Here is a 24,359-nt window from a genome sequence, read left to right on the forward strand (position 1 = left end):
GACTTTCCCAGCGGCAAGGCGCCTCCCTGGCCCAAATCGGGCGATGGTGGGCGCCGCCCACATCGCATCCGATCGAGGAGGCTCCCCTGTCGGCTCGCAGCATCGCTGATCTTGCCCGTTTCCTGCCCGTCGGCGACACCGCCTTCGCCATCGAGTTCGGTGCGGCGATCGACCCGGCGCTGAACGCCCTGGTGCATCGCGCCGCCGCGCGGATCGCGGCCGACCCGCCGCCCGGCGTGATCGAGACGGTTCCGACCTTCCGTTCGCTTCTGGTGCATTACGACCCGCGCATCGCCGGGGCCGAATCCATCCAGGCCGCGCTCGGCTCCTGCGATCTGGGCGATACGGCGACGGCCGCGCCGGCGCGAATCTGGGTGCTGCCGGTGCTGTATGGCGGCGAAGCCGGGCCGGATCTCGCCGACACCGCCACCACGCTCGGCCTGCCGCCGGAGGAGGTGGTCGCACTCCACTCGGGCGGTCTCTACCGCGTCTATGTGCAGGGCTTCCTGCCCGGCTTCGCCTATCTCGGCGATCTTGATCCGCGCCTCGACCTTCCGCGCCTTTCGACGCCACGGGTGCGGGTGCCGCCCGGCTCGGTCGCCATCGCCCAGCGCATGACCGGAGTCTATCCCATCGAATCGCCCGGCGGCTGGCGGCTGCTGGGCAACACGCCGGTGCGCTTCTTCGATGCCGCGCGCGAGCCCCCGACCCTGTTCGCCCCCGGCGACGGAGTGCAGTTCCGGCCCGTGATGGCGGACGAGCATGCGGCGATCCGCGCGGCGGTGGCACGCGGCGCCTATGAACCCGAATGTCGCGACGGGGAGGCCGCCCGATGAACACCGCGCCCGGTGCCGGGCTGCGCATCCTGCAACCCGGCCCGCAGACCACCGTGCAGGATCTTGGACGCAAAGGCCACCAGGCGCTCGGCGTGCCGGTGTGCGGCGCGCTCGATCCGGTGGCGATGCGCCTTGCCAATGCGCTGGTCGGCAATGCCGAGGACGCCGCCATCATCGAATGCCGCCTCGCCGGCCCGGCCTTCGAGGTCACCGGCGCGCCGCTGCGTCTGGCGCTTGCCGGCGCGGAGGCGACCATCACGGTGGAAGCCGGCGGCACGAGCCTCGCCTTTCCCGCATGGCGCGGCTTCGACGCGCCCACCGGCGCCACGGTGCGCATCGGGCCGCTGCGCGGGTCCGGTTGTGCGAGCCTTGCCGTCGCCGGCGGCATCGCTGTCGCCCCGGTGCTCGGCTCGCGCGCCACCGATCTCAAGGGGCGGTTCGGCGGCCATGAAGGGCGGCCGCTCGCGGCGGGCGACCTCTTGCCGGTGGGGACCGCCGCCGCCGATGGTCCGTGCCTCGAACTCCCGGCCGCGCCGCCGCTCGCCTTTTCCGGGACGCTGCGGGTGGTGCTCGGCCCGCAGGCGGACGCCTTCACCGACGAGGGTATCGCCGCCTTTCTGGGCGGGCCGTTCGAGGTGACGCGCGAGGCCGACCGGATGGGAATGCGGCTGTCGGGACCCGCCTTCTCCTTCGTCCGCGGTGCCGATATCGTGTCGGACGGCATCGCCACCGGTTCGATCCAGGTTCCGGGCTCCGGACAGCCGATCGTGCTACTGGTCGATCACCAGACCATCGGCGGCTATGCCAAGGTCGCGACCGTGATTTCCGCCGACCTTCCCGCCGCGGGGCGACTGCTGCCGGGGGCCTCGTTGCGCTTCGTCGCAGTGTCGGTCGCCGAGGCGGAGGAGGCGAGGCGGCAGCTCGAAGCGGAAATCGCGCGGTCGATCGGCACCCTTGCCCCCGTGCGGTCGCCTGTCAGCCTCGACGAGGCGGCGCTTTATGCGAGCAACCTCATCTCCGGCGCCGTCAGCGCGCTGGAAGAGGTTCATCCTTTCGATTGAGGCGGATGGCACAATCGGATTACGTGATACAGAAGACAGGACAACCCTATCGACTCGAACCTGCCCGTTCACGATTGCGCAGCGGACCTTCATGCCCAAGGATTCCACCGTCCTCGCCAATCCCGACTACCGCCGCAGCCCGGTGCCCCGCTATCTGCAGATTGCCGGCGTGATCCGCCGGCGCATCGAGGACGGGGTCTGGCGGCCGAACGAAAAAATATCGACTCTCCAGGAGCTTGAAGCCGAGTTCCAGGTCGCTCGCGTCACCGTCCGGCAGGCGGTCGAGGTGCTGGAGGCCGAGGGTCTGGTTCGCCGCATCCAGGGCAAGGGCACCTTCGTTGCCGGACAGGTGGAGGAAAAGCGCTGGCTCAAGCTCGACCTCAAATGGCGCTCGCTGGCCGGCACCATCGGCATGAACGTGCCGCGCTTCCTTCCCGTCCCGACCCCCGCTCCGGCCCCTGTTCTTCGCCCGGAGGACGGCACACCGGCGAGCGCCTATCGCTATTTCGAGAGCGTGCAGTCGCGGCGCGGCCAGCCCTATTCCTTTGCCCGCGTTCATCTGGCCGAGGAGGTCTATCGCCTCGCCGAGGAACGTTTCGGCCGCGAACCGACCATCGCGGTCGTCGCCTCGCTGCCGGAACTCGATGTGGAGCGGGCGCGGCAGAGCTTCATCGTCGGCACGGTGGAGCCGCGCATCGCCAATCTGCTCGCCACCGGTATCGGCTTTCCCACCGTCGAGGCGCATCTGGTGGTAACGGATGCGGGCGGCACGGTGATCTATGTCGCTGACATCATCTATCGTGGCGACTGCGTTCAGCTCGACGTCGACCTGCTGCGCGGCGAGTGACAATTCATTGAAATATAAGAATTAACCTCTCCGGAAGAGCCGAAGGAAAAATCCTTTCAGCATGGCGAGGAACAACGCTCCGCCATCGAGCGCGGCGGGTTTCGACGCGGCCGGGACGCCGGTCAGGGCGGCGGCGAGATTGGCGGCGAAGATCTCCGTCAGCCGGCCGGCGAGATCGCGGGCGATGGTGCCGCGGCTCATCTGGGCGAGCGGGCCCTTCAACTCATAGGCGATCTCCACCGCGACGGCAGTGGCAGAACCGTCCTGCAACGGGGCGAGTCTGTAGGTCAGTTCCGCCCGCACCCGGCTGGCGCTGCGGCCATCGACGCCCTGTCCACGAATGATCCCGCTGAGCGTCGCCTCATCCGCCATGATGGTTCCGGCGCCGCGGAAGGTCGCCGCCATCGGGCCGAGCTTCACACCCATCTCGGCCTCGAAGCTGCGCCCGTCGGTGGGCGCCGTCAGCCGCGCGCCCGGCAGGCAGGCCACCACCTTCTCCGGTTGCTGGAAGACATTCCAGACCTCGCCGAGCGGCGCCGGCACCTCGAAGTGCTGTGTCATCCGCACCGGATTGTGTAGTGTTTCGAAGGATATGTCGGCACTCGCCGCCGGTGCGGCCTTCGGCGTCACGGCGTCTTGCGCCTGCTTGCTGACCAGCGTCCCGGCGACCGGCAGCGTCAGGGGCGAGACGAAGGCGGACGGGGCGACCTCGGTCCCGCGCGTCACCACCGGCGCCGCGCCGGCATGTCTCGCCGCCACGCTCTCCACCGCCCGCACGATGCCGACATAACCCGTGCAGCGGCACAGATTTCCGGCGAGCTCGTGCCGGATCGCCTCCTCGCCGGCGCCCGGGCGGCGCAGCACGATGTCGCGCGCCATCATCAGCATGCCGGGCGTGCAGAAGCCGCATTGCAGGCCATGCTCGACGGTGAAGGCCTCGCGTAGCTCGGCGGCGACGGGATCGTCCGCAAGGCCTTCCAGCGTGGTGATCCTCGCTCCTTCCAGCGCCGCCGGGAAGGCGATGCAGGAGCGGGCGGGGGCGCCGTCGATCAGCACGGTGCAGGCCCCGCAGACCCCGTGCTCGCAGCCGAGATGGGTGGCGGTGAGCAGCAGGTTCTCGCGCAGGAAGTCGCCAAGATGTTGACGCGGCTCGATATTCGCCGAGATGGCGCGCCCGTTGACGGTGAGGTTGACGAGGCTCATGCGGACACATGCGACGTTTGGGCGGCGGACAGCGCATCGGCCACCACCGCGCGGAACAGGCGCGCCCTCGCCGGGTCGGCGGCGATGCCGATGCCGGCAAGGGCGGCGTCGAGGACGGCGGAATCCTCGATATCCCGCCCTTCCAGCACCAGATGGCGGGTCTCCGTGGCGCCGATCACCAGGCGGGCGATGTTGCGGGGCGGGTCGATGAGCACCGCGGCCATGGCCTCGGCGAACTCGCCCACCTTCCGGCAGGATTTGCGGTAGCCCCAGCGGGCGTCCGGGCTCAACCGGGGAACGAAAATCCCGCTGATGATCTCGCCCTCTTCAAGCGTCGTGTCGAAGGCGCCGCGGATGAGGTCCGGCACGCGGGATTCGCGCGGTCCAGTCAGTGCAGTGAGGTGGATGATGGCACCAAGTGCGGCCAGCGTGGTCGGCCAGTCCGCCGCCGGGTCGGCATGGGCGAGGCTGCCGCCCATCGTGCCCCGGTTGCGCACCGCCCGGTAGGCGATGCCGGAGGCGATGGCGGGCAGGATGCCCCCGGTCGGGTCCGGCACCGCGCCGTCCTCGATCTCGGCATGGGTGATGGCCGCGCCATAGAGCACCCCGTCGGCCCGCTCCTCCACCCGCCGCAGTTCGGCGAGGCGGCCGACATCGACCAGCGCCGCCGGCCGGGCGAGGCGCAGGTTCAGCATCGGGCCGAGGCTCTGGCCACCCGAAAGGGGCTTGCCCCCCGCCGCGCCGAGGCCGGTCAGCGCCGCGGTGAGATCTGCGGGGCGGTGGTAGTCGAAACGCGCGGCCTTCATGGCGCGCTCCCCGCGCCCGCCAGAGCCTCGCGAAGCCGGCGCGGGGTCATCGGGCAGGTGGTCACCTCGACGCCGAGCCCGGCCAGCGCGTCGTTGATGGCGTTGCCGATCGCCGCCGGCGGGGCGATGGCGCCGCCTTCGCCGATGCCCTTCTGGCCGAACCGGGTGTTGGGCGAGGGCGTCTGCATATGCGCGATCCGCACCGGCGGCATCTCGCCGGCGCCGGGCAGCAGATAGTCGGCGAAGGTCGAGGCCAGCGGCTGGCCGTTGGCGTCGTAGGTCATCTCCTCATAGAGCGCGGTGCCGATGCCCTGCGCGGTGCCGCCATAGATCTGGCCGTCCACCACCATCGGATTGATGAGCACCCCGCCATCCTCGACGATGACGTAATCGAGGATCTCGACCTCGCCGGTCGCCGGGGTCACCGCCACCACGGCGGCATGGCTGGCATAGGAGAAGGTGCCGGTATCCACCGTCGGCCGATAGCCGGCAACAAGATCGAGCCCGCCGGGGTCGGCGTCGGCCGGCAGGTTCTGCGGGGCGCGGTAGAAGGTGTGGGCGATCTCGCGGAAGCTCACCGATCCCTGCGGCCCGACGACCTGCGCCGCCTCGATCCGCACCGCGTCGCGCGGGGCCTGCAGCAGATGGGCGCCGATGCCCTTCAGCCGCTCCGCCATCGCCTCGCAGGCGCTCGCCACCGCGCCGCCGGCCATCACCGCCGAGCGGGAGCCCCAGGTGCCGGTGGAATAGGGGGTCAACGCGGTATCGCCATGCACGACGTTCACCCGCTCGGGATCGAGCCCCAAGATTTCGCAGGCGATCTGCGCCAGCGTCGTCTCCATGGACTGGCCGTGGCTCTGGTTGCCGACCCGGATCTCCAGCGTGCCGTCCGGCGTCATCCGGGCCCCGCACTGCTCGAAGCCCGGCACCATGGGGATGCCCCAGCCGTGATAGACCGAGGTGCCGTGAGCACCCTGCTCGCAATAGACCGCGTAACCGAGCCCGATGCGCCGCGCGTCTGTCTCCCTTGCGGTCTCCCCTTTGGCCTCGCTTGCCTTCTGCCGCGCCCGCACCGCGGCCTCGCCGATCATCTCCCGCGCCCGCCGGAGGCTTTCGGGATAGTCGCCCATGTCGAAATCCTTGCCGGTGATGGAGCGGAACGGCATCTGTTCCGGCCTCACCAGGTTGCGCAGCCGCACCTCCACCGGGTCGAGCCCGGCCGCGCGCGCCACCGCCTCCACCATGAACTCGATGGCGGTACAGACTCCGGTGCGGGCGACCCCGCGATAGGGCACGATCGGCGGCTTGTTGGAGCACACCGACAGCGCGGTGCAGCGATACGCCGGGATGTCGTAGGGGCCCGGCAGGTTCGACACCACCTGCGCGCCTTCGAGGCAGGCGGAAAACGGATAGACCGAATAGGCCCCGGCATCGACATGGGCCCTGGCGTCGAGGCCGAGGATGCGGCCCTGCGCATCCGCCCAGGCGGTCATGACGTAATGGTGCTCGCGGCAATTGGCGGCGGCGATCAGGTGCTCGCGCCGGTCCTCCAGCCATTTCACCGGCCGGTCGAGCCGAAGCGCCGCCCAGGCGCAGCACACCTCCTCCGGCTGCAGCAGGCCCTTCCAGCCGAAGCCGCCGCCGACATCGGGCGCCACCACGCGGATCCTGCGCTCCTCCAGCCCGAGGCATTCGGCAAGACCGGAGCGCACGATGTGCGGCATCTGGGTGGAGGTCCACAGCGTCAATTGCTCGACATGGCGCTCGAACAGCGCGATGCAGCCCTTGCCCTCCAGCGGAGCCATGCATTGGCGCGCCGTGCGCACGGTACGTGTCACCTTGACCGGAGCGGCGTCCAGCATCGCCCGGCTGGCCTCGAAATTGCGCTCGGCCTGCGAGACGAGGAAGACGTTCTCCGGCCAGTCCTCATGGATCAGCGCCGCGCCGGGCGCGACCGCACCGAGGATGTCGTGATTGGCGGGCAGCTCCTCGAAGACGACCTCGATCTCCTCGACGAGGTCCTCCGCCTCGGCCCGGCTCTCGGCCAGCACCATCACCACCGGCTCGCCGGCGAAGCGCACCTTCTCCGCCGCCAGCGCCGGCTGGGCGGAGACGCGGAAGCCGGGCAGCCCGGTGCGGGCGAGAATGTCCTTCACGCCACCGCCGGCCGGACCCGCCATGTCGGCATGGGTGAAGGCCCGGCCCCTGAGATGGTCGGGAATATGGATCGCCCGGATCCGGCCATGGGCGATGGGGGAGCGGTAGAACGCGGCCTCGAGCTGGCCCGGAAATCGCATGTCGCCGATGAAGCGGCCGCGGCCTTCCAGCAGGCGCGCATCCTCCTTGCGGCGGACCGGCGCGCCGACGCCGCGGGTCGAAGGAGAGCCGGCGGCGGGGTGGTCCGCGACACTGTCTGCGCCGTTCAGGACACCGTTGGGAGCACTCATGCGCGGTTCCGTAGAAACGTTCTGATAACGGCTTGTGGGACGCACTATCCTATTTAATTATCGAGCTTATCAAGACTTAAGTGCTGATGATCGTATAAACAGTATCAATCTCCCGGACCGCCCCTGACGGCGGCCGGGACAGGTGGAGACCGGGTGATGAAGTTCGGCGTCGGCCAGCCCTTCCGTCGTGTCGAGGACCTGCGCTTCATCACCGGCACCGGGCGGTTCACCGACGACCACCATTATGACGGCGAGGCCCATGGCTTCGTGCTGCGCGCGCCGATGGCCCACGGTCTCATAAGCCGCCTCGACCTCACGGCCGCGCGCGCCATGCCCGGCGTGCTGGGCGCGTGGTCGGCTGCGGATCTCGATGCCGCCGGCCTCGGCACCCTGCCGGCGGTGGTGGTGCTGGAGCATGCCGAGGGCGGCCGGATGCCGACCCCGGCGCGCCCCCTGCTCGCCCGCGACAAGATACGCCATGTCGGCGAGCCGGTCGCCTTCATCGTGGCGAAGACGCTGGCGCAGGCGGTGGAGGCCGCGGAGGCGGCGGTGCTGGAGATCGACGAGCTGCCGGTCGCCATCGATCCTGCGAGCGCGCTGGCGGACGGCGCGCCGCTGCTGTTCGAGGAAGCGCCGGGCAATCTCGCTGTGCACTGGGCGCTGGGCGACGCCGCCGCCACCACCGCCGCGCTCGAGGCCTCCGACCGGGTGGTGGAGCTGGAGCTGGTCAACAACCGCATCGTGGTGTCCTCCATGGAGCCACGCAACGCCATCGGCCTGCACGATGCGGAGAGCGGCCGGTTCACCCTCGTCACCGGATCGCAGGGCAGCCACATGATCCGGGCATGGCTGTTCGAGCCGGTGTTCGGGCTGAAGCCCGAGGCGCTGCGGGTCGTCACGCCGGATGTCGGCGGCGGCTTCGGCATGAAGGCGGTGCCCTATCCCGAGCAGGGGCTGGTGCTGTTCGCGGCCCGGGAACTCGGCCGGCCGGTGCGCTGGCAGTCTTCGCGCTCGGAGGCGTTCCTCTCCGACACGCAGGGCCGGGACAATGTCTCGAAGGCGTGGCTCGGCCTCGGCGCCGAAGGCCGCTTCACCGCGCTGAAGGTGGAGACGCTGGCGAGCGCCGGCGGCGCGCTCTCCGCCTTCGGGGTCTATTGCCCGACGCTGTCCGGTCCGCCCATGGCGCCGGGCGTCTACCGCATCCCGAAGGTCTCGACCGATGTGCGGATCGCCTACACCAACAATGCGCCGATGGACGCCTATCGCGGCGCCGGCCGGCCGGAGGCGGCCTATCTCATCGAGCGGCTGGTGGACAAGGCGGCGCGCGAAACCGGCATCGCCCCGGATCGCCTGCGCGCCCTCAACATGATCGCGCCGGAGGAGATGCCCCACACCACCGACACCGGCGTGACCTATGATTCCGGCGACTTCGCCGCCGTGATGCGGGCCGGGATGGCGGCGGCGGACTGGGACGGCTTCCCCGACCGGCGCGCGAAAGGCGACGGCAAGAGGGATGGCCTTCTGCGCGGCATCGGGCTCGCCTATTACATCGAGCGCACCGGCGTGCCGGGCAAGGAGGGCGCGGTGGTGGAGATCGGCGCCGAGGGGCGCATCCTGCTCCATGTCGGCACCCAGTCCACCGGGCAGGGGCACGAGACGACCTATGTGCAGATGCTGGCCGAGCAGCTCGCCGTCGATCCCGCCCTCATCACGGTGAAGACCGGCGACACCGACCAGCCCTTGCCCTCCGCCGGCGGCACGGTCGCCTCGCGCACCATGGTGCATGGCGGCGGCGCGCTGCGGCTCGCCGGGGCGGACGTGATCGGCAAGGGGCGGGCGGCGGCGGCGCGGCTGCTCGACGTGGCGGACGAGGCCGTGACCTTCGATGAAGGCATGTTCCGCGCCGAGGGCACCAACCGGACGATGGGGCTGATCGACGTCGCGCGGGCGGCGGGCGGGCTCACCGGGGTCGGCGATTTCGAGCAGAACATCGGCACCTTCCCGAACGGCGCCCATGTGTGCGAGGTCGCGGTGGACCCCGAGACCGGGCGGATCGTGGTGGAGCGCTACACCGTGGTCGACGATTTCGGCCGCACCCTCAACCCGCTGGTGCTCTCCGGCCAGATCCATGGCGGCATCGCGCAGGGCATCGGGCAGGCGATGATCGAGCACACGGTCTACGATCCCGACACCGGGCAGATGCTCTCCGGCTCCTTCATGGATTACGGCCTGCCGCGCGCCGACGACCTGCCCTTCTTCCAGGTCGCGACGCAGAACGTGCCCTGCACCACCAACCCGCTCGGCATCAAGGGCGCGGGCGAGGCGGGCGCGATCGGCGCGCCGCCGGCCTTCGTCAATGCGGTGATGGACGCGCTGGTGCCCTACGGCATCGCCCATCTCGACATGCCGCTGACGCCCGCGCGGGTGTGGGAGGCGATCGAGGCGGCGAAGACGAAGTGATCTAAGGCGCGTCGGGCAGCGTGCCTTCCACCGGCACCCAGCCTTCGGGAAAGCGCGCGAAGAGCGGACAGCCATAGACGGCGCGGACCGGGGGCACGGCGAGCCCCTCGCCCGCCAGTCCGGCGACGGCCTCTTCCCACGCCCGTGTCTGCTTCATCGCCACCACGATGCCGGCGACCTCCGCACCCAGCCGCGCCAGCAGTCGCACCGCGGCGCAGGCGGTGGCGCCGGTCGAGATGGCGTCGTCGACGATCACGACGCGCCGGCCTTCGATCAGCGGCAGCAGGTTCGGATCGACCCTGAGCCGCTTGCCGCCGCCGGGCGAGGTCAGGGAGGAGACGGGCTCGGACAGTTCCTCGCGGTACCAGAACTTGGCGGAATAGCCGAGCGGGGCGTAGCGCGTCTGGCCGAGCCGTTCCGCCACCTGCGCGGCGAAGGCGAGGCCCAGCGTCGGCAGGCCGACAACGAGCTCCGTGCCGAGATCGCGTGCGAGCGCCGCCATATGGCCGGCGAGCGCCCCCACCACCTGATGGCTCGCCTGATTGGCGATGAGCGAAGCCACCGCCCGCTCGCCCGGCGGGACGGCGCGCAGCGGCAGCACCAGTACCCGGCCATCCGGCAGCCGCGCCGGATAGCCGAAGCGATAGGGCGGGGTATCGGCGACCCCGGCCGGCACCCCGTCATGCAGCGCCTGCCAGTAGCCGAGCGTCGGCTCGGTGAAGTCCGCGCCGGCGCCGGTCCCGCTCACAACGCGCCCGCCGCCATCTCGCCGGCCATGAATTCGGCCTGGCGGATGGCGAGCGCCACGATGGTGAGCGTCGGGTTGCAGGCCCCGCCGGTGGCGAAGCCGGAACCGTCGGCGATGAAGAGGTTCGGCACCTCCCATGCCCGGCCGTTGCCGTCCAGCACGCCGTCCTCGGCGTTCGCCGCCATGCGGTTGGAGCCGATATTGTGGCTCGCCGGATAGGCCGGCGCCTCGACGCAGCGCTTCGCCCCGGCCGCCTTGTGGATGGCGGTGAGCGCCTTGTAGCCGTGATTGCGCATCCTGAGGTCGTTGGGGTGGTCGTCATAATGGATGTTGGCGACCGGCACGCCGAAGGCATCCAGCTCGTCGGTCAGCGTCACCCGGTTGCCGGCCTGCGGCATGTCCTCGCCGGTCATGAAGATGCCGGCCATGTTGCGGTACTGCTCGATGACCGAAACGAAGTCGCGCCCCCACCAGCCGGGATCGAGGAAGGCCGCGGTGGTGGGCAGGCCCATCGAGTTCATCTCGATGAGATAGCCACCGGCGAAGCCCCGCCCGGGGTCGTGCGGCAGGTAGTCGGTGACGAGGCCGGCCATCAGCTCGCCGCGATGCATGTTCACCGGCTTGTCGAAGATCGACCACACCGTCTGCACCACATGGCGCAGATAGTGCCGGCCGACATGGCCCCAGCCATTGGCGAGGCCCTGCGGGAAGCGGGCGCTGGCGGAATGCAGCAGCAGGCGCGAGCTCTCGACGCAATTGCCGGCCAGGACCACCGCGCGGGCCTTCTGCCGGTGGGTGACACCCTGCGCGTCGACATAGACCACAGCCGAGGCCTTGCCGCCGTCGTCATGCTCGATCCGCACCGCGCGGGCCTGCGGGCGCAGCTCCAGCTTGCCCGTGGCGAGGCCGCGCGGGATCTCGACATTCAGCGTCGACCAGCGCGAGCCGACCTTGTCGCCGGTGATGGTGAAGCCGTCCTGCATCGTCGCAGGGCGGCCGTCATAGGGAATGGAGTTGATGGCATGGCGGCCGGTGGAAACGGTGAGGCCGAGCGCCTTCGCGCCCGCATGCATGACCTTGAAATTGTTGTTCGGCGGCAGGGGCGGCAGGCCGTTGGTGCGGGTGACGCCCATCTTGGTCTCGGCGAGGTCGTAATAAGGCTCCAGCTCGGCGAGGGTGAGCGGCCAGTCGATCAGGGTGGTGCCGGGGATGTCGCCATAGACGGTCCGCGCGCGCAATTCGTGCTCGGCGAAGCGGTAGCAGCAGGCCGACCAGTGCACCGAGGTGCCCCCCACCACCTGGCAGCTCCAGCTCGGCGACGTGGGGTGGTCCTTCGCCGCCCGCCAGGTGCCGGAGGCGGTGCGCTTGTCGAGCCAGGTGAGCATCTCGTAGCCGGCCCATTCGTCATTGACGAAATCCTCGGCGGTCAGATGCTTGCCGGCTTCCAGCAGCACCACTTCGACGCCGCGCCGGGCGAGCTCATGGGCGAGCGTGCCGCCGCCCGCGCCGGAACCGATGATGACGACGACGCCGGAATCGTCGTGTTCGTAACGGGTCATGGAAGGACGTCCTGAAAACGGAAGGGTGCGGGCGGGGTTCAGTAGTCGCCGGGCTGCGGGGTGGGCAGCCAGTCGAGATCGTCGAAGCCGCGCGTCACATAGCCCCCGAGATGGACCGCCGCGCCCTCATAGCCGAACGCCTCCCACACCTCGACGTCGTCATAGAGGAAGCGGACCGTCAGCCGCTGCACCAGGGTGAAGGCCGCCGTGCCCTCCAGCCTCTTCAGCACCTGCTCGCGGAAGCCCTCCGACAGCTCGGCGAAGGGCAGGGGCATGGCGCCGTTCACGCCGTCGACGAAGGCGGCGAAGCCCTGCGCCACCACGGGCGAGGCTGCCGCCGCGGCGTCGAACCGGGCGATCACCCGCCGGTAGATCTGCTCGCGCAGCCCCTGATGGGGGTAGAGCGTGCGGGTGACGGCGAGCAGCGCCGTCGCCATCGGTGCATCGAACACCTTGAGCCCCCCGGCCCAGTCCGGGCCTTCCGGCACGTCGGGAAGCGGCGGCAGCTTGGGATCGCGGTGGGCGATCGCAGGGCGGACGGGCTCGGACATGGCTTTCCTCACGAGAACGGCGCGCGGGCGCGGCGGCGGCAGAGGGCCGGCGCCAGCGCCGGACGACGCGAACGGAATGGACGAGCAAACATCGGGCCGCCGCTCATGAGGGCAGGTCCAGCCGCTGGCCGGCGGGCAGCCAGGCATTGAGGGCGGCGGTGTTCTTCGCGAGATCGCCGGCATGGCTCGCCTGCGCCCGGCGCTCGGCCTCCAGCAGGCGGGCGCGGCTTGGCTGGAAATGCGGCACCACATGGCGCGCGAACAGCTCGTAATGGCGGCGGCTGGCCTCGGTGTTCACCCAGTCATGGGCCAGCATCAGGATGCAGCCGAAATCTCCGGCCCGCGCGGCGAGGCGTTTCAGGAAGTCCACCGCATCGTCCGGGGTGCCGACGACCCCGATGCCGCCCTCGTTCATCCAGGCGATGCGTTCCTCGAAGGTGGCGCCCTGCGCGGTGATGGCGGGCATGGCGATGGTGCGCTGGGTGTATTCGCAGAACGCATCATAGCCGTAGCGCATGTCCTCGATCGCCTGCCGGCGGGTCTCGGCGACATGGATGTTGACCACCAGCCGCCAGCGGCGCGGATCCGGCACATGGCCGGCGGCGCGGGCCTCGGCGGCATAGACGTCCCAGTGCAGCGGCGGGGCGGGCTCGCCTTCCTGCGGCGAGATCACGCCGGTGGAGAGCAGCCCCAGCCCGTGCCGGCCGGCAATGCGCGGCCCGGCCTCCGAGCGGGTGGCGGCGACGCAGACATCGAACAGCGGATCGGTGAAGGGGGCGAGCTGGCAGACCGCGTCGACCAGCGTGTAGCGGTCGGTCTTCACGCTCACCGGCTCCGTGGAGGTGAGCAGGCGCATCAGCACGCCGAGATCGTGGTCGAGCGCCGGGCGCAGCTCGCGCGGATCGAGGCCGAACATGGCGGCGTCGCTCGGCAGGCCGCCGGGCCCGAACCCCGCCATGAAGCGCCCGCGCAGCAAATGATCCATCAGGATCATCCGTTCCGCCACATGGTAGGGGTTGTGATAGGGCAGCGGAACGATGCCGGTGCCGAGCCGGATCGAACGGGTCTGCGCCGCCGCATGGGCGAGGAAGATCATCGGATCGGCGACGATCTCGCTGCCGGCGGAATGGTGCTCGCCGACCCACGCCTCGTCATAGCCCAGCGCGTCGATCCACTGGATCGTCTCCAGATTGCGCTGGAGCGAGGTGGTGATGTTCTGCGTCGGCGGCGAATTCCACGGCGGCATGAAGATGCCGAAGCGTGTCTTCCTGTTCATGCCCTCCTCCCGTGCCGGTTCATCGCCGCGCCGGCATGGCGCTGCGCGGCAGCACGCAATGGATGCCCTTGTTGAGGTCCACCGTCTGGGTGACGCGCAGGTCGGCGGCCAGCGAACACAGCGTGTAGGCGTCCTGCGGGGAGAGGCCGGACCGCTCCGCGATCCACGCGATCATGTCGCGCAGCGCGATGCGGGCGGCATCGTCGAGGTCCTCGTCGAAGCCCATCGTGATGAAGCTGTCGGCCCGCTCGGCGCGCGGGGTCGTCAGCGTCATGCCCTTGTGCAGGTGGAACGCGAAGGTGCCGGTGAGCGCGGTCTCCAGCGCTGTCAGGCAGACCTCGCCGTCGCCCTGTACGCCATGACCGTCGCCGACCGAAAAGTTCGCCCCCTTCACGAAGACCGGGAAGAACACGGTCGCGCCGACGCCGAGCTCCTTGTTGTCCATGTTGCCGCCGAAGACCCGCGGCTGGGTGGAGGACAGGCGACCCCATTCCGGCGCCGGCGCGACGCCGAAATTGCCGAAGAACGGCAGCAGCGGCAGCTCCTGGCCCCAGGGCAGCAGAGCGAGGTTTCGCGCGGTGTCGATGGGGATGTGAAGCCGGCGCAGGGTGGGGAAATCCTCCGGCAGCGTGCCCCAGAACGGCATCTGGATGTTCCAGCCCCAGTTGGAGCGGAAGGCGATGTCGAGGATCCGCACCTCCAGCACGTCGCCCGGCTCGGCGCCCTCCACCGCCACCGGGCCGGTGAGCAGATGCGGGCCGGGGCCGCGGAAGGCGTGGTCGAACACGGCTTGATGCTCGGGCAGCATGGCCATGCCGGAGGCAGGGTCCGGCATGTCTTCCGGCTCGCCGGACAGGGTGTCGATGACGACGGTGTCGCCGGAACGGATGGTGAGCACCGGCGGAATGCTCGCATCCCACAGGCCCCACTGCACATTGCTGGGGGTAGAGGGCAGATGATGCTCGGCCATGGCGGTTCCTCCTCAACCCTTGACGGCGCCGAGGGTGAGTCCCCGGACGATGTGACGCTGCAGCACGAAGACGACGGCGAGCACGGGGACCAGTGCGGTCATGCCGACCACCGCCATCTCGCCCCAGCGCACGCCCTGGCTGGTGATGAGCTTGGGGATCGAGACCGGCAGCGTGGTCACGCTGGAGCCGCCGAGCATGAAGGCGAACAGGAACTCGTTCCACGCGAAGATGAAGCACAGCACCGCCGTCGCCACGATCCCGTTGCGCAGCAGCGGGAACACCACCCGGCGGAAGATCTGCACCCGCGACCAGCCTTCCAGCGCCGCCGCCTCCTCCAGCTCCACCGGCAGGTCGCGGCAGAAGGAGCGCAGCACCCAGACATAGAACGAGAGATTGAAGGTCATGTAGGCCAGCGTCAGCCCGAGGAAGCTGTCGAGCAGGCCGACCTTGGCGTAGATCAGGTAGAACGGGATGACGAGGCAGACCGGCGGAGCCATGCGCGAGCCGAGGATGAAGAGGAACAGGTCGTCCTTGCCCTTCATCTCGAACCGCGCGAACGCATAGGCCGCCGGCGTGCCGATGAGGACGACGAGGGCCGTCGACACCGTGCACAGGACGAAGGAGGTGAGGAGGCTCCAGTGGAAGCCCTGCTCGATCACATAGGCGAAGTGGTCGAGCGTCGGGGTGAACAGCCACTGGGTGGGACGCGCGAACATGGCGTCGTTCGGCTTCACCATCATCGTCGCCATCCAGAAGATGGGGAACAGCACGATGAGGGCGTAGACGACGACGGCGGCGGTCCAGAACAGGCCGCTCCGGCCTCGGGAACGCTCGGTGATCTCGGCCATGACGATGATCTCCCCCTCAGAACGCGTTCAGGCGCTTCTTGGCGACCTGGTAGAAGACCGAGCAGAAGGCGAAGAAGGCGATCCACACCAGCACCGCCAGCGCCGAGGCCTCGCCGATGTTCCAGAACTCGAAGGTCATCTTGTTGGCGAGGATCGACGGCGTCTCGGTGGAGGTGCCCGGCCCGCCATTGGTGAGGATGTAGATGGTGTCGAACACCTTGAAGGCGTCGATGAAGCGCAGCAGCCCGATCACCGCCAGCAGCGGCGTCATCAGCGGCAGGGTGATGTGCAGGAACATCTGGAAGGGGTTCGCCCCGTCCACCGCGGCGGCGCGGTAGGGGCCGAGCGGCAGCGCCTGCAGGCCGGCGAAGAAGGCCAGCATCATGAAGGGCGTCCACTGCCAGATATCGACGAAGATCAGCGCATAGAGCGCCAGATCCGGCGAAGCAAAGACCGAGGTGTCGGTGAGGATGTGGAAGCGCTCCAGCACGTTGTAGGAAAAGAACCCCCACGAGCCGGCCAGCATGATTTTCCACAGGAGCCCGACCACGATCGGCGCCATCATCGCAGGCATGAAGAGCAGCGGGATGAGGAGGGAGCGCCCGCGCACGTTCTGGTTCAGCACCAGCGCCCCGGCGAGGCCGAGCATGAACTCGATCGGCACCGCGATGAAGACGAAGGTCGCCGCGACCCCGATAGAGTTCCAGAACCGGCCGTCGGTGAGCAGGGTCAGGTAGTTGTCGAAGCCGACGAAATCCTTCACCCGGCCGAACTTCGCCTCGTGGAAGCTCAGCCAGATGGCGTAGAGGAACGGCACCAGCGACACCACCACCAGCATCAGCATGGCCGGCGCGATCAGCAGATAGGGATACCATGCGGGCTCGCGCGGCGCGGCGCGCGCCGGTGCGTCGAGGATCGTGTCGCCTGCGCTGGCCATGGAACCTCCGGTTGCGATGCGGGCGGAATCGGCTCCCGCCCCTCTCGTGCCGTGCCGCCCCCCGCGTGCGGGGAGCGGCGTCGCGGGTTTGGATTCAGCCCGTCACCGGATGCCGATCACAACGTGCAGGATTTGCCGCCGCACAGCTTCAGGAGCGTCGCCTGGCCCTCTTTGGCGCCTTCCTCGGGCGTCATCTTGCCGAGGCCGACCTGCTGGGCGATGCCGCTCATGGCGTCGAACATCTCCGGGTACTTCTCCATCTTCGGGCGCGCCACCGCGACGTCGAGCGAGGACTTCATCGCCGCGAACAGGGTCGGGTTGGTGCTGTCCTTGATGGCGGGAAGCGCCCACGAGCTCTCGCGGATCGGCACGCCGCCCTGGCCCATCTCGATCAGCTTGTCCTGCTGGCGCTTGTCGGCGAGCCATTGCAGGAACAGGAAGGTCGCCTGCGGCTGCTTGCTGGCGGCGTTGATGACGGTGACCGAGGGCTCGGCGTCGGCATGGCGGTGCGCCTCGTTGCCGGCCTTGGCCGGAACCGGGCCGTAGACGAACTTGCCCGCATAAGGAGACACGCCCGGCTTGTCGATGCCCAGCACGAAGTCGGACCACGCCAGCGACTGGGCGGCGATGCCGTTGCCCATCACGGTCGGCACGTCCACCAGCGAATATTCGGCGATGCCGGGCGGGGCATAGGTCCACAATTCGCGCCACATCTTCAGCGCGGCCACGACCTGCGGGGTGTCGAAGGTCGGCTTGCCGTCCTTGTCCAGAACGTCGCCGCCATAGTTCTCGATGAAGTTCACCCAGAGGTTCGAGAAGGTCGAGCCGCCCTTGATGCCTTCCAGCACGATTCCGTAGAAATCGCTCTCCAGCGGCTTGCCGGCCAGCATCTCGCCCTTCTTGCGGGTGAAGAACTGGGCGATGTCGCGCATCTGCTCGATGGTCTTGGCCGGGGCGAGGTCATAGCCGTACTTCGCCTTGAACGCCGCCTTTTCGGTCGGGTCGTTCAGAAGGTCGGCGCGCGCCCAGTAGACGTGGTTGTAGTTCCAGTTGATGAAGCCGTACTGCTTGCCATCATAGAAGGCGGTGGTCTTGTAGGGCGCGGCGATGAAATCGGCGGCGTTGAGGCCGGGGTCCATCAGCTTGGGATCGGCGACGAAGCCGTCGAGCGGCAGGATGACGCCGGCGGAGAGCATCGGGCCGAGCTGCGAGCCGTGCAGCATGATCGCGTCGTAATGGCCGCGGCCCGACAGCATGTCGGCCTGGCCCTTGTTGATCACCTCGAAATGGTTGAGCAGCTCCCACTCGACCTTGATCCCGGTCTCCTTCTCGAAGTCCGGCACGATCTTGGAGAGCGTCTCCTGCAGCGGGGTGATCTCGTCCAGCACCCGGATGGTGGTGCCCTTGTAGGGCGCGGCGGCCTTGGCATAGAAGGCGGCCTCGTCCGCGAGCGCGGGCCGCAGGGGCGGCGCCAGCACGGTCGTTGCCGCCAAGGCGGCGGCGAAACACCAGATCTTACGCGTCATCGCACTGTCCCTCTGTGATGCCCTAGCGGCTTGTGTCCGTCGTCAGTTGCCGGGAAGCGCCCGGCCGCTCGCGCCGTCGAAGAGGACCATCCCTCCGACGGGAAGTGTAAGGCCGGCAGCCCGGCCGATGCCGCCATCGGCGCCGAAGCGCTGCGAGATGGCCATGGAGGTCTTCACCTTGGCGAGCAGCCCGCCGAGATCGGCGGTGACGATGGCGTGCTTTCCGAAGGGTTCGTTGGAATAGATCTCGGCCTGCACCGCGCCGGGTACCTCGGGCGCGGCGAAGCCCATTGCGTCGGGGCGCACGCCGAGCGTCACCGCCGGTGTCGTCGCCTCGCCGGCGGCGGCCGCCAGCGCACCCGCCAGCGGCACCCGCAACTCGCGGCGCATGAAGAACAGCGCACCGCCCTCGCGCAGGAGCTCGCCCTCAATGAGGTTCATCGGCGGGTCGCCGATCAGCTTCGCCACCCGCGTCGTCGCCGGGCGCAGCCAGATGTCCTCCGGCGTGCCGACCTGCTCGATCCGCCCCTCCGCGATCACCGCCACCCGGTCGCCGACCGACAGCGCCTCCATGCCGTCCGGGGTCGACCAGATCGTGGGCACCGTCCCGGCGGCGAGGCGGCGGCGGATTTCCCCGCGCAGCTTGTAGCGGAGCTTGGCGTCGAGATGGGAAATCGGCTCGTCCAGCAGATAGAGTGCGGGCGACTGCACCAGCAGGCGCGCCAGCGCCACGCGCTGCTTCTGGCCGCCCGACAGCGCGCCCGGCAGGCGCGCCGCGAGATGGGCCATCTCCAGAAGCTCCAGCACCTCGTCGACGCGCTTTTCCGCCTCCGCCGCCGGCAAGCGGCCACCCGGCGCCTGAAGGGGAGAGAGCGCGTTGCCGCGGACGGTGAGGTGGGGATAGAGCGCGTAGCTCTCGAACATCAGCGCCACCCGGCGCTGGCCCGGTGCGAAGGCGTCGAGCGTCCTGCCGCCGAGCGCGACCGATCCCGCGTCCGGCCGCTCCAGCCCGGCCAGGAGCCGGCACAGCGTGGTCTTGCCGGCGCCCGAAGGCCCGGTGAGCGCCAGCACTTCGCCGGGAGACACGTCAAGGCCGATATCGGTCAGCACTTCGCGGGCGGCCCCCCCGACGGCGAAGCTCTTGGCAAGGCCGCGCGCGATGAGACCGGAATGGGCAGCGGTCACGATGCAGCCTCCAGATTGGTCTGGCTGGCGGCGTCGAACACCAGCAGCCGGCCGACATCGAGCCCGACGCTCACCCGGTCGCCGGCCCTGAAGGCGGCGGGACCGGGGATTTCCGCCACCATCCGCCCGCCCTTCACTCCGCCGGCATCGTCCAGCACCACGGTCAGCACGTCGGCATCGCCGCGCGGCTCGCGATAGGAGACGACCCCCTGCGCATCGCCGGCCGTGCCGGGAGGAAGCAGGCGCACATGCTCGGGTCTTATGCCGGCGACGATGGCACCGTCGGAGAGTTTCGCCCGCCGCGCCGCCGGCAGCGTGACGGCCCAGCCCTCGCCGACCACGCGGGGACCGTCCCACGCCGCCTTCATCAGGTTCATTGGCGGCTCGCCGATGAAATTGGCGACGAACAGGTTGGCCGGGCGCTCATAAAGGTCCTGCGGCGCGCCCACCTGCTGCAGCACGCCGTGATTCATCACCGCCACCCGGTCGGCCATGGCGATCGCTTCGGTCTGGTCGTGGGTGACGAGGATGGAGGTGACCTGCCTCAGCTTCTGCAGCCGCTTGATCTCGGCACGCAGCTGCACCTTCTGGTCGGCATCGAGATGGGAGAGCGGCTCGTCGAACAGGATCACTTCCGGGTCGCGCACCAGCGCCCGGCCGATCGAGACGCGCTGCATCGCCCCGCCGGAGAGGCCGCGCACCGACTGGTCGGCCATCTGCCGGAGGCCGAGAAGCTGCAGCACCTCCCCGACCCGCGCCGCCGCCGGCTGCCCGGCCATGCCGCGCACCTTGAGAGGAAAGGCGACGTTCTCCCACACCGTCATCTGCGGGTAGAGGGCGTAATCCTCGAACACCATCGCGATGTTGCGGGCGCCGGGGGCGAGGCGCGAGACCGGACGCTCGCCGAACCAGATCTCGCCGGACGACACCTGCTCGATGCCCGCCGCCATCTTCAGCGTGGTGCTCTTCCCGCAGCCCGACGGGCCGAGCAGGGCCAGCATCTCCCCCGCCGCGCAGGCGAGATCGAGATGCTTCACCGCATCCACCGCGCCATAACGCTTGAAAACCGACTGGAAGGCGATCGACGACATAGGGCTCTCCGGGGCTCCGGCGCTATGTCGATGGATTATCCAAGTTCTGTGCCAAAGTGTGCTGGTCTATAGACACTTATGAATGGACGCAGCGTAAGGACCGACGATCGCTCCCCGCTGCCTGCAAATGCGCCGGACTGCCTCGAATCTATGCTGCGGCGGCGGACCGGCGTCAGCTCCGGCCGGACCCCGGCACCGCGGTGCGCAGCATGGACCAGAGGGCCCCGAGCCGCTCCTTGGCCGCCGCGGCCTGTTCCTGCGCCGCGGCCTGCGCCTCAGCGCGCCGCGCCGCCTCCGCGTCCGGCACCGGATCGGCGGCAAGCGCCGGCTCGCCGGCCAGCAGGCGCGCCGTGCAGGGGCCGGGCTGCATCCCGGCCAGCGCCGCGAGGTCGTCCGGCGTGTCGATGTCGAGCGCGATGCCGCGCGAGCCATGGATGCGCGGGCGCACCCCGCGAGCCGAGGCGGAGGCGGAATGGCGGGCGAGGCTGCCCGGCCCATAGGCCGCCGGCAGCAACGCCGGCGGGCTCGCCAGCAGCGCATTGGTGCCCCCGCCCGCCCGCGCCGGGGCCAGCGTCACCGCCGGGCTGCGGCCGGGCGTGCCCGCACCATGGGCATCGATCAGCCCGACGATCTCGGCCGCGGTGATGCAGGGCAGGTCGGCCGGCAGCACCAGCATGCCCTCCGTCCCCTGTGCGGCAAGGCGCCGCGCCGCGCCATCCACCGCCGCGTTGAGCCCGGCTTCCGGGCCCTGCCCGCCGGCCGGGGGAGCCGCTTCCGGCTCCACCACCGCGCCGTGGCGGGCCGCGATCGCCGCCGCGCCGGGTTCCGAGGTCACGACCCTTATCGCAACCAGCCGTTCCGGACGGAGCACGGCAGCGGCCGCGAGCGCGGCGAGCACATCCTCCAGCATGGCGCTCGCAAGGCCGGGGCGCGCGGCGAGCGGCAGGGCCTCGGCCAGCCGGCTCTTGGCGGCATCGAAGGCCTTGACCGGCACCACCGCGCAAAGGCCCCCGGCGAGGCCCGCATTCCCGTCACTCATGAAGCTGCCCCCGCCTGCCATCCCAGCGCCTCGAGAACTCGGCGGGCGAGGCGCGTCCGGTCCTCCAGCGTGCGCATCCATGTGGGCGCCGCCACCGCGCGCATGCCGGCGGGCACGGCGAGCCCTTCATCGGCTTCGTCGACGACCAATATGTCGACCAGCCCCTCATAATGCCGCGCCACCGTGGCGGCCGAAGGCTCCAGCCCCAGCTCGCGCATCATCTTGGCGGTCGGTCCCTTCACCGCCTGCCCGGCGATGATCGGGGAGACCGCCAGCACCGGCACCCGGCGATTCTCCAGCGACGCGCGCATGCCCGGCACGGCGAGGATCGGGTCGATCGACAGATAGGGATTGGACGGGCAGATGATGATGGCCGCCAGCGCCGGATCATCGAGCGCCGCCGCGACCCCGGGCGCCAAGCGCGCGTCCTCCGCCCCGTCGAAGGCCAGCGCCTCCACTTCCGGCTCGCAGCGCCGGCCGACGAAATAGGGCTGGAAGTCGAGCCAGCCCTCGCTTTTCGTCTTCACCCGCGTACGCACGGGATCATCGCTCATCGGCAGGACGGCCGAGCCGATGCCGAGACGGCTGCGCAGGCGCTCCGTCACCGCGGACAGCGTCTCGCCCGCCGCCAGCAGCCGGCTGCGTTCGACATGGGTGGCGAGGTCGCCGTCGCCGAGCAGGAACCAGTCCTCCCCGCCCAGCGCCTTCAGCGCCGCCATGAAGGTCCAGGTCTCATCCTTGCGGCCCCAGCCGCGCACCGGGTCGTCGAGGCCGGCCAGCGTATAGAGCAGGGTGTCGATGTCCGGCGAGACGTGAAGGCCGAGATGGACGAAATCGTCGCCGGTATTGGCCAGCACCGTGAGCCGGCCGGCCGGCAGCACCCGGTCGAGCCCGAGGGCGAGCTTTGCCCCGCCTATGCCGCCCGACAGGGCCAGAAGCTGCGCATCCGCGCTCATCGAAACAGGTCCTCGCCCGCAGGCCGAACCAAATCACCCGCGCAGCCATGGGGATAGCGCGATGCGAGGCCGCGCACCAGCACGATCGGCCGCCCCTCGCCGGCCTGTCCCATCAGCAGCGAGGCGGCGGAGGCGATCTCGTCGGCGAAGCCGATGACCGTGACCTCCAGCGTGCGGCCGAAGAGGTCGCTCTCGCCTCGCTGGTCCACCAGCGCCGGCAGCCCGGCGACGCCGAGCGCGATGCCCATGGTGCCCTGCCGCCACGCCCGGCCGAAACTGTCATTGATGACGATGCCGGGCGCGATGCCGGTGCGGGCGGAGAGGTCGTCCCGCAGCCGCGCCGCGCTGGCGTCCGGGTCCAGCGGCAGCAGCAGCGCATGCTCCCGTTCCCCGGCCGCGACATTGGAGCGGTCGATGCCGGCATTGGCCATGACGAAGCCGAGCCGGTGCTCGACGATGAGCACGCCCGCCCTGGCCCGCACCACCCGCGTGCTTTCGGACAGCACCAGTTCGACGAAGCGCGGGTCCTTGCGCACGGTGGCGGCAAGTTCCAAAGCGGGCGCGGAGGGCACGACCGTTTCAAGATCGACCAGCCGGCCCTCGGCCTTGGAGACGATCTTCTGCGCCAGCACCAGCACATCGTCCGGCGCGAGGCTGCGCCCGGCGCGCGCCAGCCCGTCCAGCACCAATGCGGCGAGATCCTGGCCCGGCCCGACGAGCGGCACATCCGGCAGGGCGAGGAGTTCGAGGGAGGCGGACGGCTGCATCGCGGGGTCTGGAGGCCTCATCGGGCGCCGGCGCCGCTCAGCCGTGAAGGGCTCGCAGGCGCGGCAGGATCTCGGTGGAATAGAGCTTCAGGAATCGCTCCTGGTCGGTGCCGGGAGCATGGAACACCAGATGCCGGAAGCCCAGCGCGATGTAGTCGCCGATGCGCGCGACATGCTCGTCTGGGTCGGACGAGACGATCCAGCGCTTCGCCGTCCGCTCGGCCGGCAGGGCGTCGGCGAGACGCTCCATTTCCAGCGGATCCTCCACGCTCATCTTCTCCTCGGGCGAGAGCGCAAGCGCCGCCCACAGCCGCGTGTCGTCGCGGGCGCGGGCAGGGTCGGGATCGAAGGAGACCTTCATCTCGATCATCCGGTCGTAACCCGCCGGATCCCGCCCCGCGGCGGCGAGGCCCTCCGCGACGTTGGGCAGGAGCGTGTCGCGATACAGTTCCCAGCCCTTGCCGGAAGTGCAGATGAAACCGTCGCCGGCGCGACCGGCATATTTGGCGATCATCGGTCCTGCGCCGGCTATGTAGATCGGCACCGGCTGTTCGGGTCGGTCATAGATGGTGGCGCGCTCGGTGCGGTAATAGTCGCCCTCGAAGGTCACGCGCTCCTCGCTCCAGAGCTGGCGGATGAGGCGCACCGCCTCGCGCAGCCGGGCCGAACGCTCCTTCATCTCCGGCCATGCGGCGCCGGTCGCCGGCACCTCGTTCAGCGATTCGCCGGTGCCGACGCCGAGGATGATCCGGCCCGGGAACATCTGGCCGAGCGTGCCGAAGGCCTGCGCCACCATGGAGGGATGATGACGGAAGGTGGGTGTCAGGACGCTGGTGCCCATCACGATCCGCGAAGTCGCGGCTCCCACCGCGCCCAGCCAGGCGATGGCGGAAGGCGCGTGCCCCCCGGTGTGCCTCCAGGGCTGGAAATGATCGCTGACAAACACCGAATCGAAGCCGGCGCGTTCCGCCGCAACTGCGAAATCGAGCAGGGTCCGGGCGTCGAACTGTTCCGCAGATGCTTTGTAACCGAGCCTGAGCACACGATCCTCCCTCCACCAGCGGCCGCTGTGGCGCGCAGGATAGAATGATCTGCATATATAGCACAATCATTGAATTTTTATTTTTATATCAGGCTTTTACAAAAGATATCGCTCCGGTCCCCCGTGCCGGGACGAAGGCAATGAGGAGCCGGGTCGGCAGAGCGGCCACATGTGCCATTTTTCTGCCGCACTGCATCTATTCG

At 69.7% G+C, this 24,359-nt stretch carries 21 protein-coding genes; 4 read left to right on the plus strand and 17 right to left on the minus strand.

The genetic code is table 11. From position 1 onward, the window contains the following. The first annotated feature begins 122 nt into the window (after positions 1-122). The 3 genes from pxpB (at position 123) to MWN34_RS10315 (ending at position 2,744) form a co-directional block, all read left to right on the plus strand. Positions 123-836 carry a 5-oxoprolinase subunit PxpB gene (pxpB, locus tag MWN34_RS10305; RefSeq protein WP_281502971.1) on the plus strand — a complete coding sequence of 238 codons (714 nt, stop codon included), beginning with the start codon at positions 123-125 and terminating at the stop codon, positions 834-836. Further along, a complete protein-coding gene (locus tag MWN34_RS10310) occupies positions 833-1,897 on the plus strand; it encodes a 5-oxoprolinase subunit C family protein (protein ID WP_247028993.1) in 1,065 nt (354 codons plus the stop codon). Before pxpB ends, MWN34_RS10310 begins: the two co-directional genes overlap by 4 nt. A gap of 91 nt (positions 1,898-1,988) precedes the next feature. Further along, a complete protein-coding gene (locus tag MWN34_RS10315) occupies positions 1,989-2,744 on the plus strand; it encodes a GntR family transcriptional regulator (protein WP_247028995.1) in 756 nt (251 codons plus the stop codon). Positions 2,745-2,765: 21 nt separating this feature from the next. Here the strand turns inward: MWN34_RS10315 and MWN34_RS10320 are convergent, their stop codons facing one another. From MWN34_RS10320 to MWN34_RS10330, 3 genes are read right to left on the minus strand one after another with little or no spacing between them, the layout of a single operon-like run. Continuing rightward, a complete protein-coding gene (locus tag MWN34_RS10320; protein WP_247028997.1) occupies positions 2,766-3,947 on the minus strand; it encodes a xanthine dehydrogenase family Fe-S subunit in 1,182 nt (393 codons plus the stop codon). Beyond that, a complete protein-coding gene (locus tag MWN34_RS10325) occupies positions 3,944-4,753 on the minus strand; it encodes an FAD binding domain-containing protein (protein WP_247028998.1) in 810 nt (269 codons plus the stop codon). Before MWN34_RS10325 ends, MWN34_RS10320 begins: the two co-directional genes overlap by 4 nt. Beyond that, complete coding sequence (locus MWN34_RS10330) at positions 4,750-7,200, minus strand: xanthine dehydrogenase family protein molybdopterin-binding subunit (RefSeq protein WP_247028999.1); 2,451 nt, start codon at positions 7,198-7,200, stop codon at positions 4,750-4,752. Before MWN34_RS10330 ends, MWN34_RS10325 begins: the two co-directional genes overlap by 4 nt. Positions 7,201-7,356: 156 nt before the next feature. Here MWN34_RS10330 and MWN34_RS10335 point away from each other — a divergent pair, with 156 nt between their 5' ends. Continuing rightward, positions 7,357-9,660: a xanthine dehydrogenase family protein molybdopterin-binding subunit gene (locus tag MWN34_RS10335; protein ID WP_247029000.1), complete on the plus strand. Its 2,304-nt coding sequence runs from the start codon at positions 7,357-7,359 to the stop codon at positions 9,658-9,660. Between the two features lies 1 nt (position 9,661). On the opposite strand, the gene MWN34_RS10340 is transcribed toward MWN34_RS10335, so the two are convergent. The 14 genes from MWN34_RS10340 to fgd all read right to left on the minus strand — a co-directional run bounded on the left by MWN34_RS10340 (position 9,662) and on the right by fgd (position 24,156). Continuing rightward, positions 9,662-10,408 carry a phosphoribosyltransferase gene (locus MWN34_RS10340; protein WP_247029001.1) on the minus strand — a complete coding sequence of 249 codons (747 nt, stop codon included), beginning with the start codon at positions 10,406-10,408 and terminating at the stop codon, positions 9,662-9,664. Beyond that, the gene (locus tag MWN34_RS10345) at positions 10,405-11,967 is read right to left on the minus strand and encodes a GMC family oxidoreductase (protein ID WP_247029002.1); all 1,563 of its coding nucleotides are present in this window, start codon (positions 11,965-11,967) and stop codon (positions 10,405-10,407) included. The genes MWN34_RS10340 and MWN34_RS10345 overlap by 4 nt, the downstream gene beginning before the upstream one ends. Before the next feature lie 38 nt (positions 11,968-12,005). Further along, positions 12,006-12,518, minus strand: a complete 513-nt coding sequence (locus MWN34_RS10350) for a hypothetical protein (RefSeq protein ID WP_247029003.1) — start codon at positions 12,516-12,518, stop codon at positions 12,006-12,008. A gap of 103 nt (positions 12,519-12,621) precedes the next feature. Next, entirely contained in the window at positions 12,622-13,794 is a 1,173-nt protein-coding gene (locus tag MWN34_RS10355; protein WP_247029005.1) for an LLM class flavin-dependent oxidoreductase, read from the minus strand. 19 nt (positions 13,795-13,813) lie between these two features. Further along, entirely contained in the window at positions 13,814-14,764 is a 951-nt protein-coding gene (locus MWN34_RS10360; protein ID WP_247029007.1) for an acetamidase/formamidase family protein, read from the minus strand. Positions 14,765-14,776: 12 nt separating this feature from the next. Beyond that, positions 14,777-15,613 carry a carbohydrate ABC transporter permease gene (locus tag MWN34_RS10365; RefSeq protein ID WP_247029009.1) on the minus strand — a complete coding sequence of 279 codons (837 nt, stop codon included), beginning with the start codon at positions 15,611-15,613 and terminating at the stop codon, positions 14,777-14,779. A 16-nt stretch (positions 15,614-15,629) separates the two neighbouring features. Next, entirely contained in the window at positions 15,630-16,550 is a 921-nt protein-coding gene (locus tag MWN34_RS10370; protein ID WP_247029010.1) for a carbohydrate ABC transporter permease, read from the minus strand. A gap of 116 nt (positions 16,551-16,666) precedes the next feature. Further along, positions 16,667-18,076 carry an extracellular solute-binding protein gene (locus MWN34_RS10375; protein WP_247029012.1) on the minus strand — a complete coding sequence of 470 codons (1,410 nt, stop codon included), beginning with the start codon at positions 18,074-18,076 and terminating at the stop codon, positions 16,667-16,669. Positions 18,077-18,118: 42 nt separating this feature from the next. Continuing rightward, the gene (locus MWN34_RS10380) at positions 18,119-19,261 is read right to left on the minus strand and encodes an ABC transporter ATP-binding protein (RefSeq protein WP_247029014.1); all 1,143 of its coding nucleotides are present in this window, start codon (positions 19,259-19,261) and stop codon (positions 18,119-18,121) included. Then, the gene (locus MWN34_RS10385; RefSeq protein WP_247029015.1) at positions 19,258-20,352 is read right to left on the minus strand and encodes an ABC transporter ATP-binding protein; all 1,095 of its coding nucleotides are present in this window, start codon (positions 20,350-20,352) and stop codon (positions 19,258-19,260) included. Before MWN34_RS10385 ends, MWN34_RS10380 begins: the two co-directional genes overlap by 4 nt. 172 nt (positions 20,353-20,524) lie before the next feature. After that, positions 20,525-21,391: a 2-phospho-L-lactate guanylyltransferase gene (gene cofC / locus MWN34_RS10390; RefSeq protein WP_247029016.1), complete on the minus strand. Its 867-nt coding sequence runs from the start codon at positions 21,389-21,391 to the stop codon at positions 20,525-20,527. Further along, positions 21,388-22,347 carry a 2-phospho-L-lactate transferase gene (gene cofD / locus MWN34_RS10395; RefSeq protein WP_247029017.1) on the minus strand — a complete coding sequence of 320 codons (960 nt, stop codon included), beginning with the start codon at positions 22,345-22,347 and terminating at the stop codon, positions 21,388-21,390. Before cofD ends, cofC begins: the two co-directional genes overlap by 4 nt. Continuing rightward, the gene (gene cofE, locus MWN34_RS10400; RefSeq protein WP_247029018.1) at positions 22,344-23,114 is read right to left on the minus strand and encodes a coenzyme F420-0:L-glutamate ligase; all 771 of its coding nucleotides are present in this window, start codon (positions 23,112-23,114) and stop codon (positions 22,344-22,346) included. Before cofE ends, cofD begins: the two co-directional genes overlap by 4 nt. A 37-nt stretch (positions 23,115-23,151) precedes the next feature. Continuing rightward, positions 23,152-24,156, minus strand: a complete 1,005-nt coding sequence (fgd, locus tag MWN34_RS10405) for a glucose-6-phosphate dehydrogenase (coenzyme-F420) (RefSeq protein WP_247029019.1) — start codon at positions 24,154-24,156, stop codon at positions 23,152-23,154. Between the last annotated feature and the right edge of the window lie 203 nt (positions 24,157-24,359).

This window comes from Ancylobacter crimeensis (genome assembly GCF_023016805.1).
In the GTDB taxonomy this organism is placed as follows: domain Bacteria; phylum Pseudomonadota; class Alphaproteobacteria; order Rhizobiales; family Xanthobacteraceae; genus Ancylobacter; species Ancylobacter crimeensis.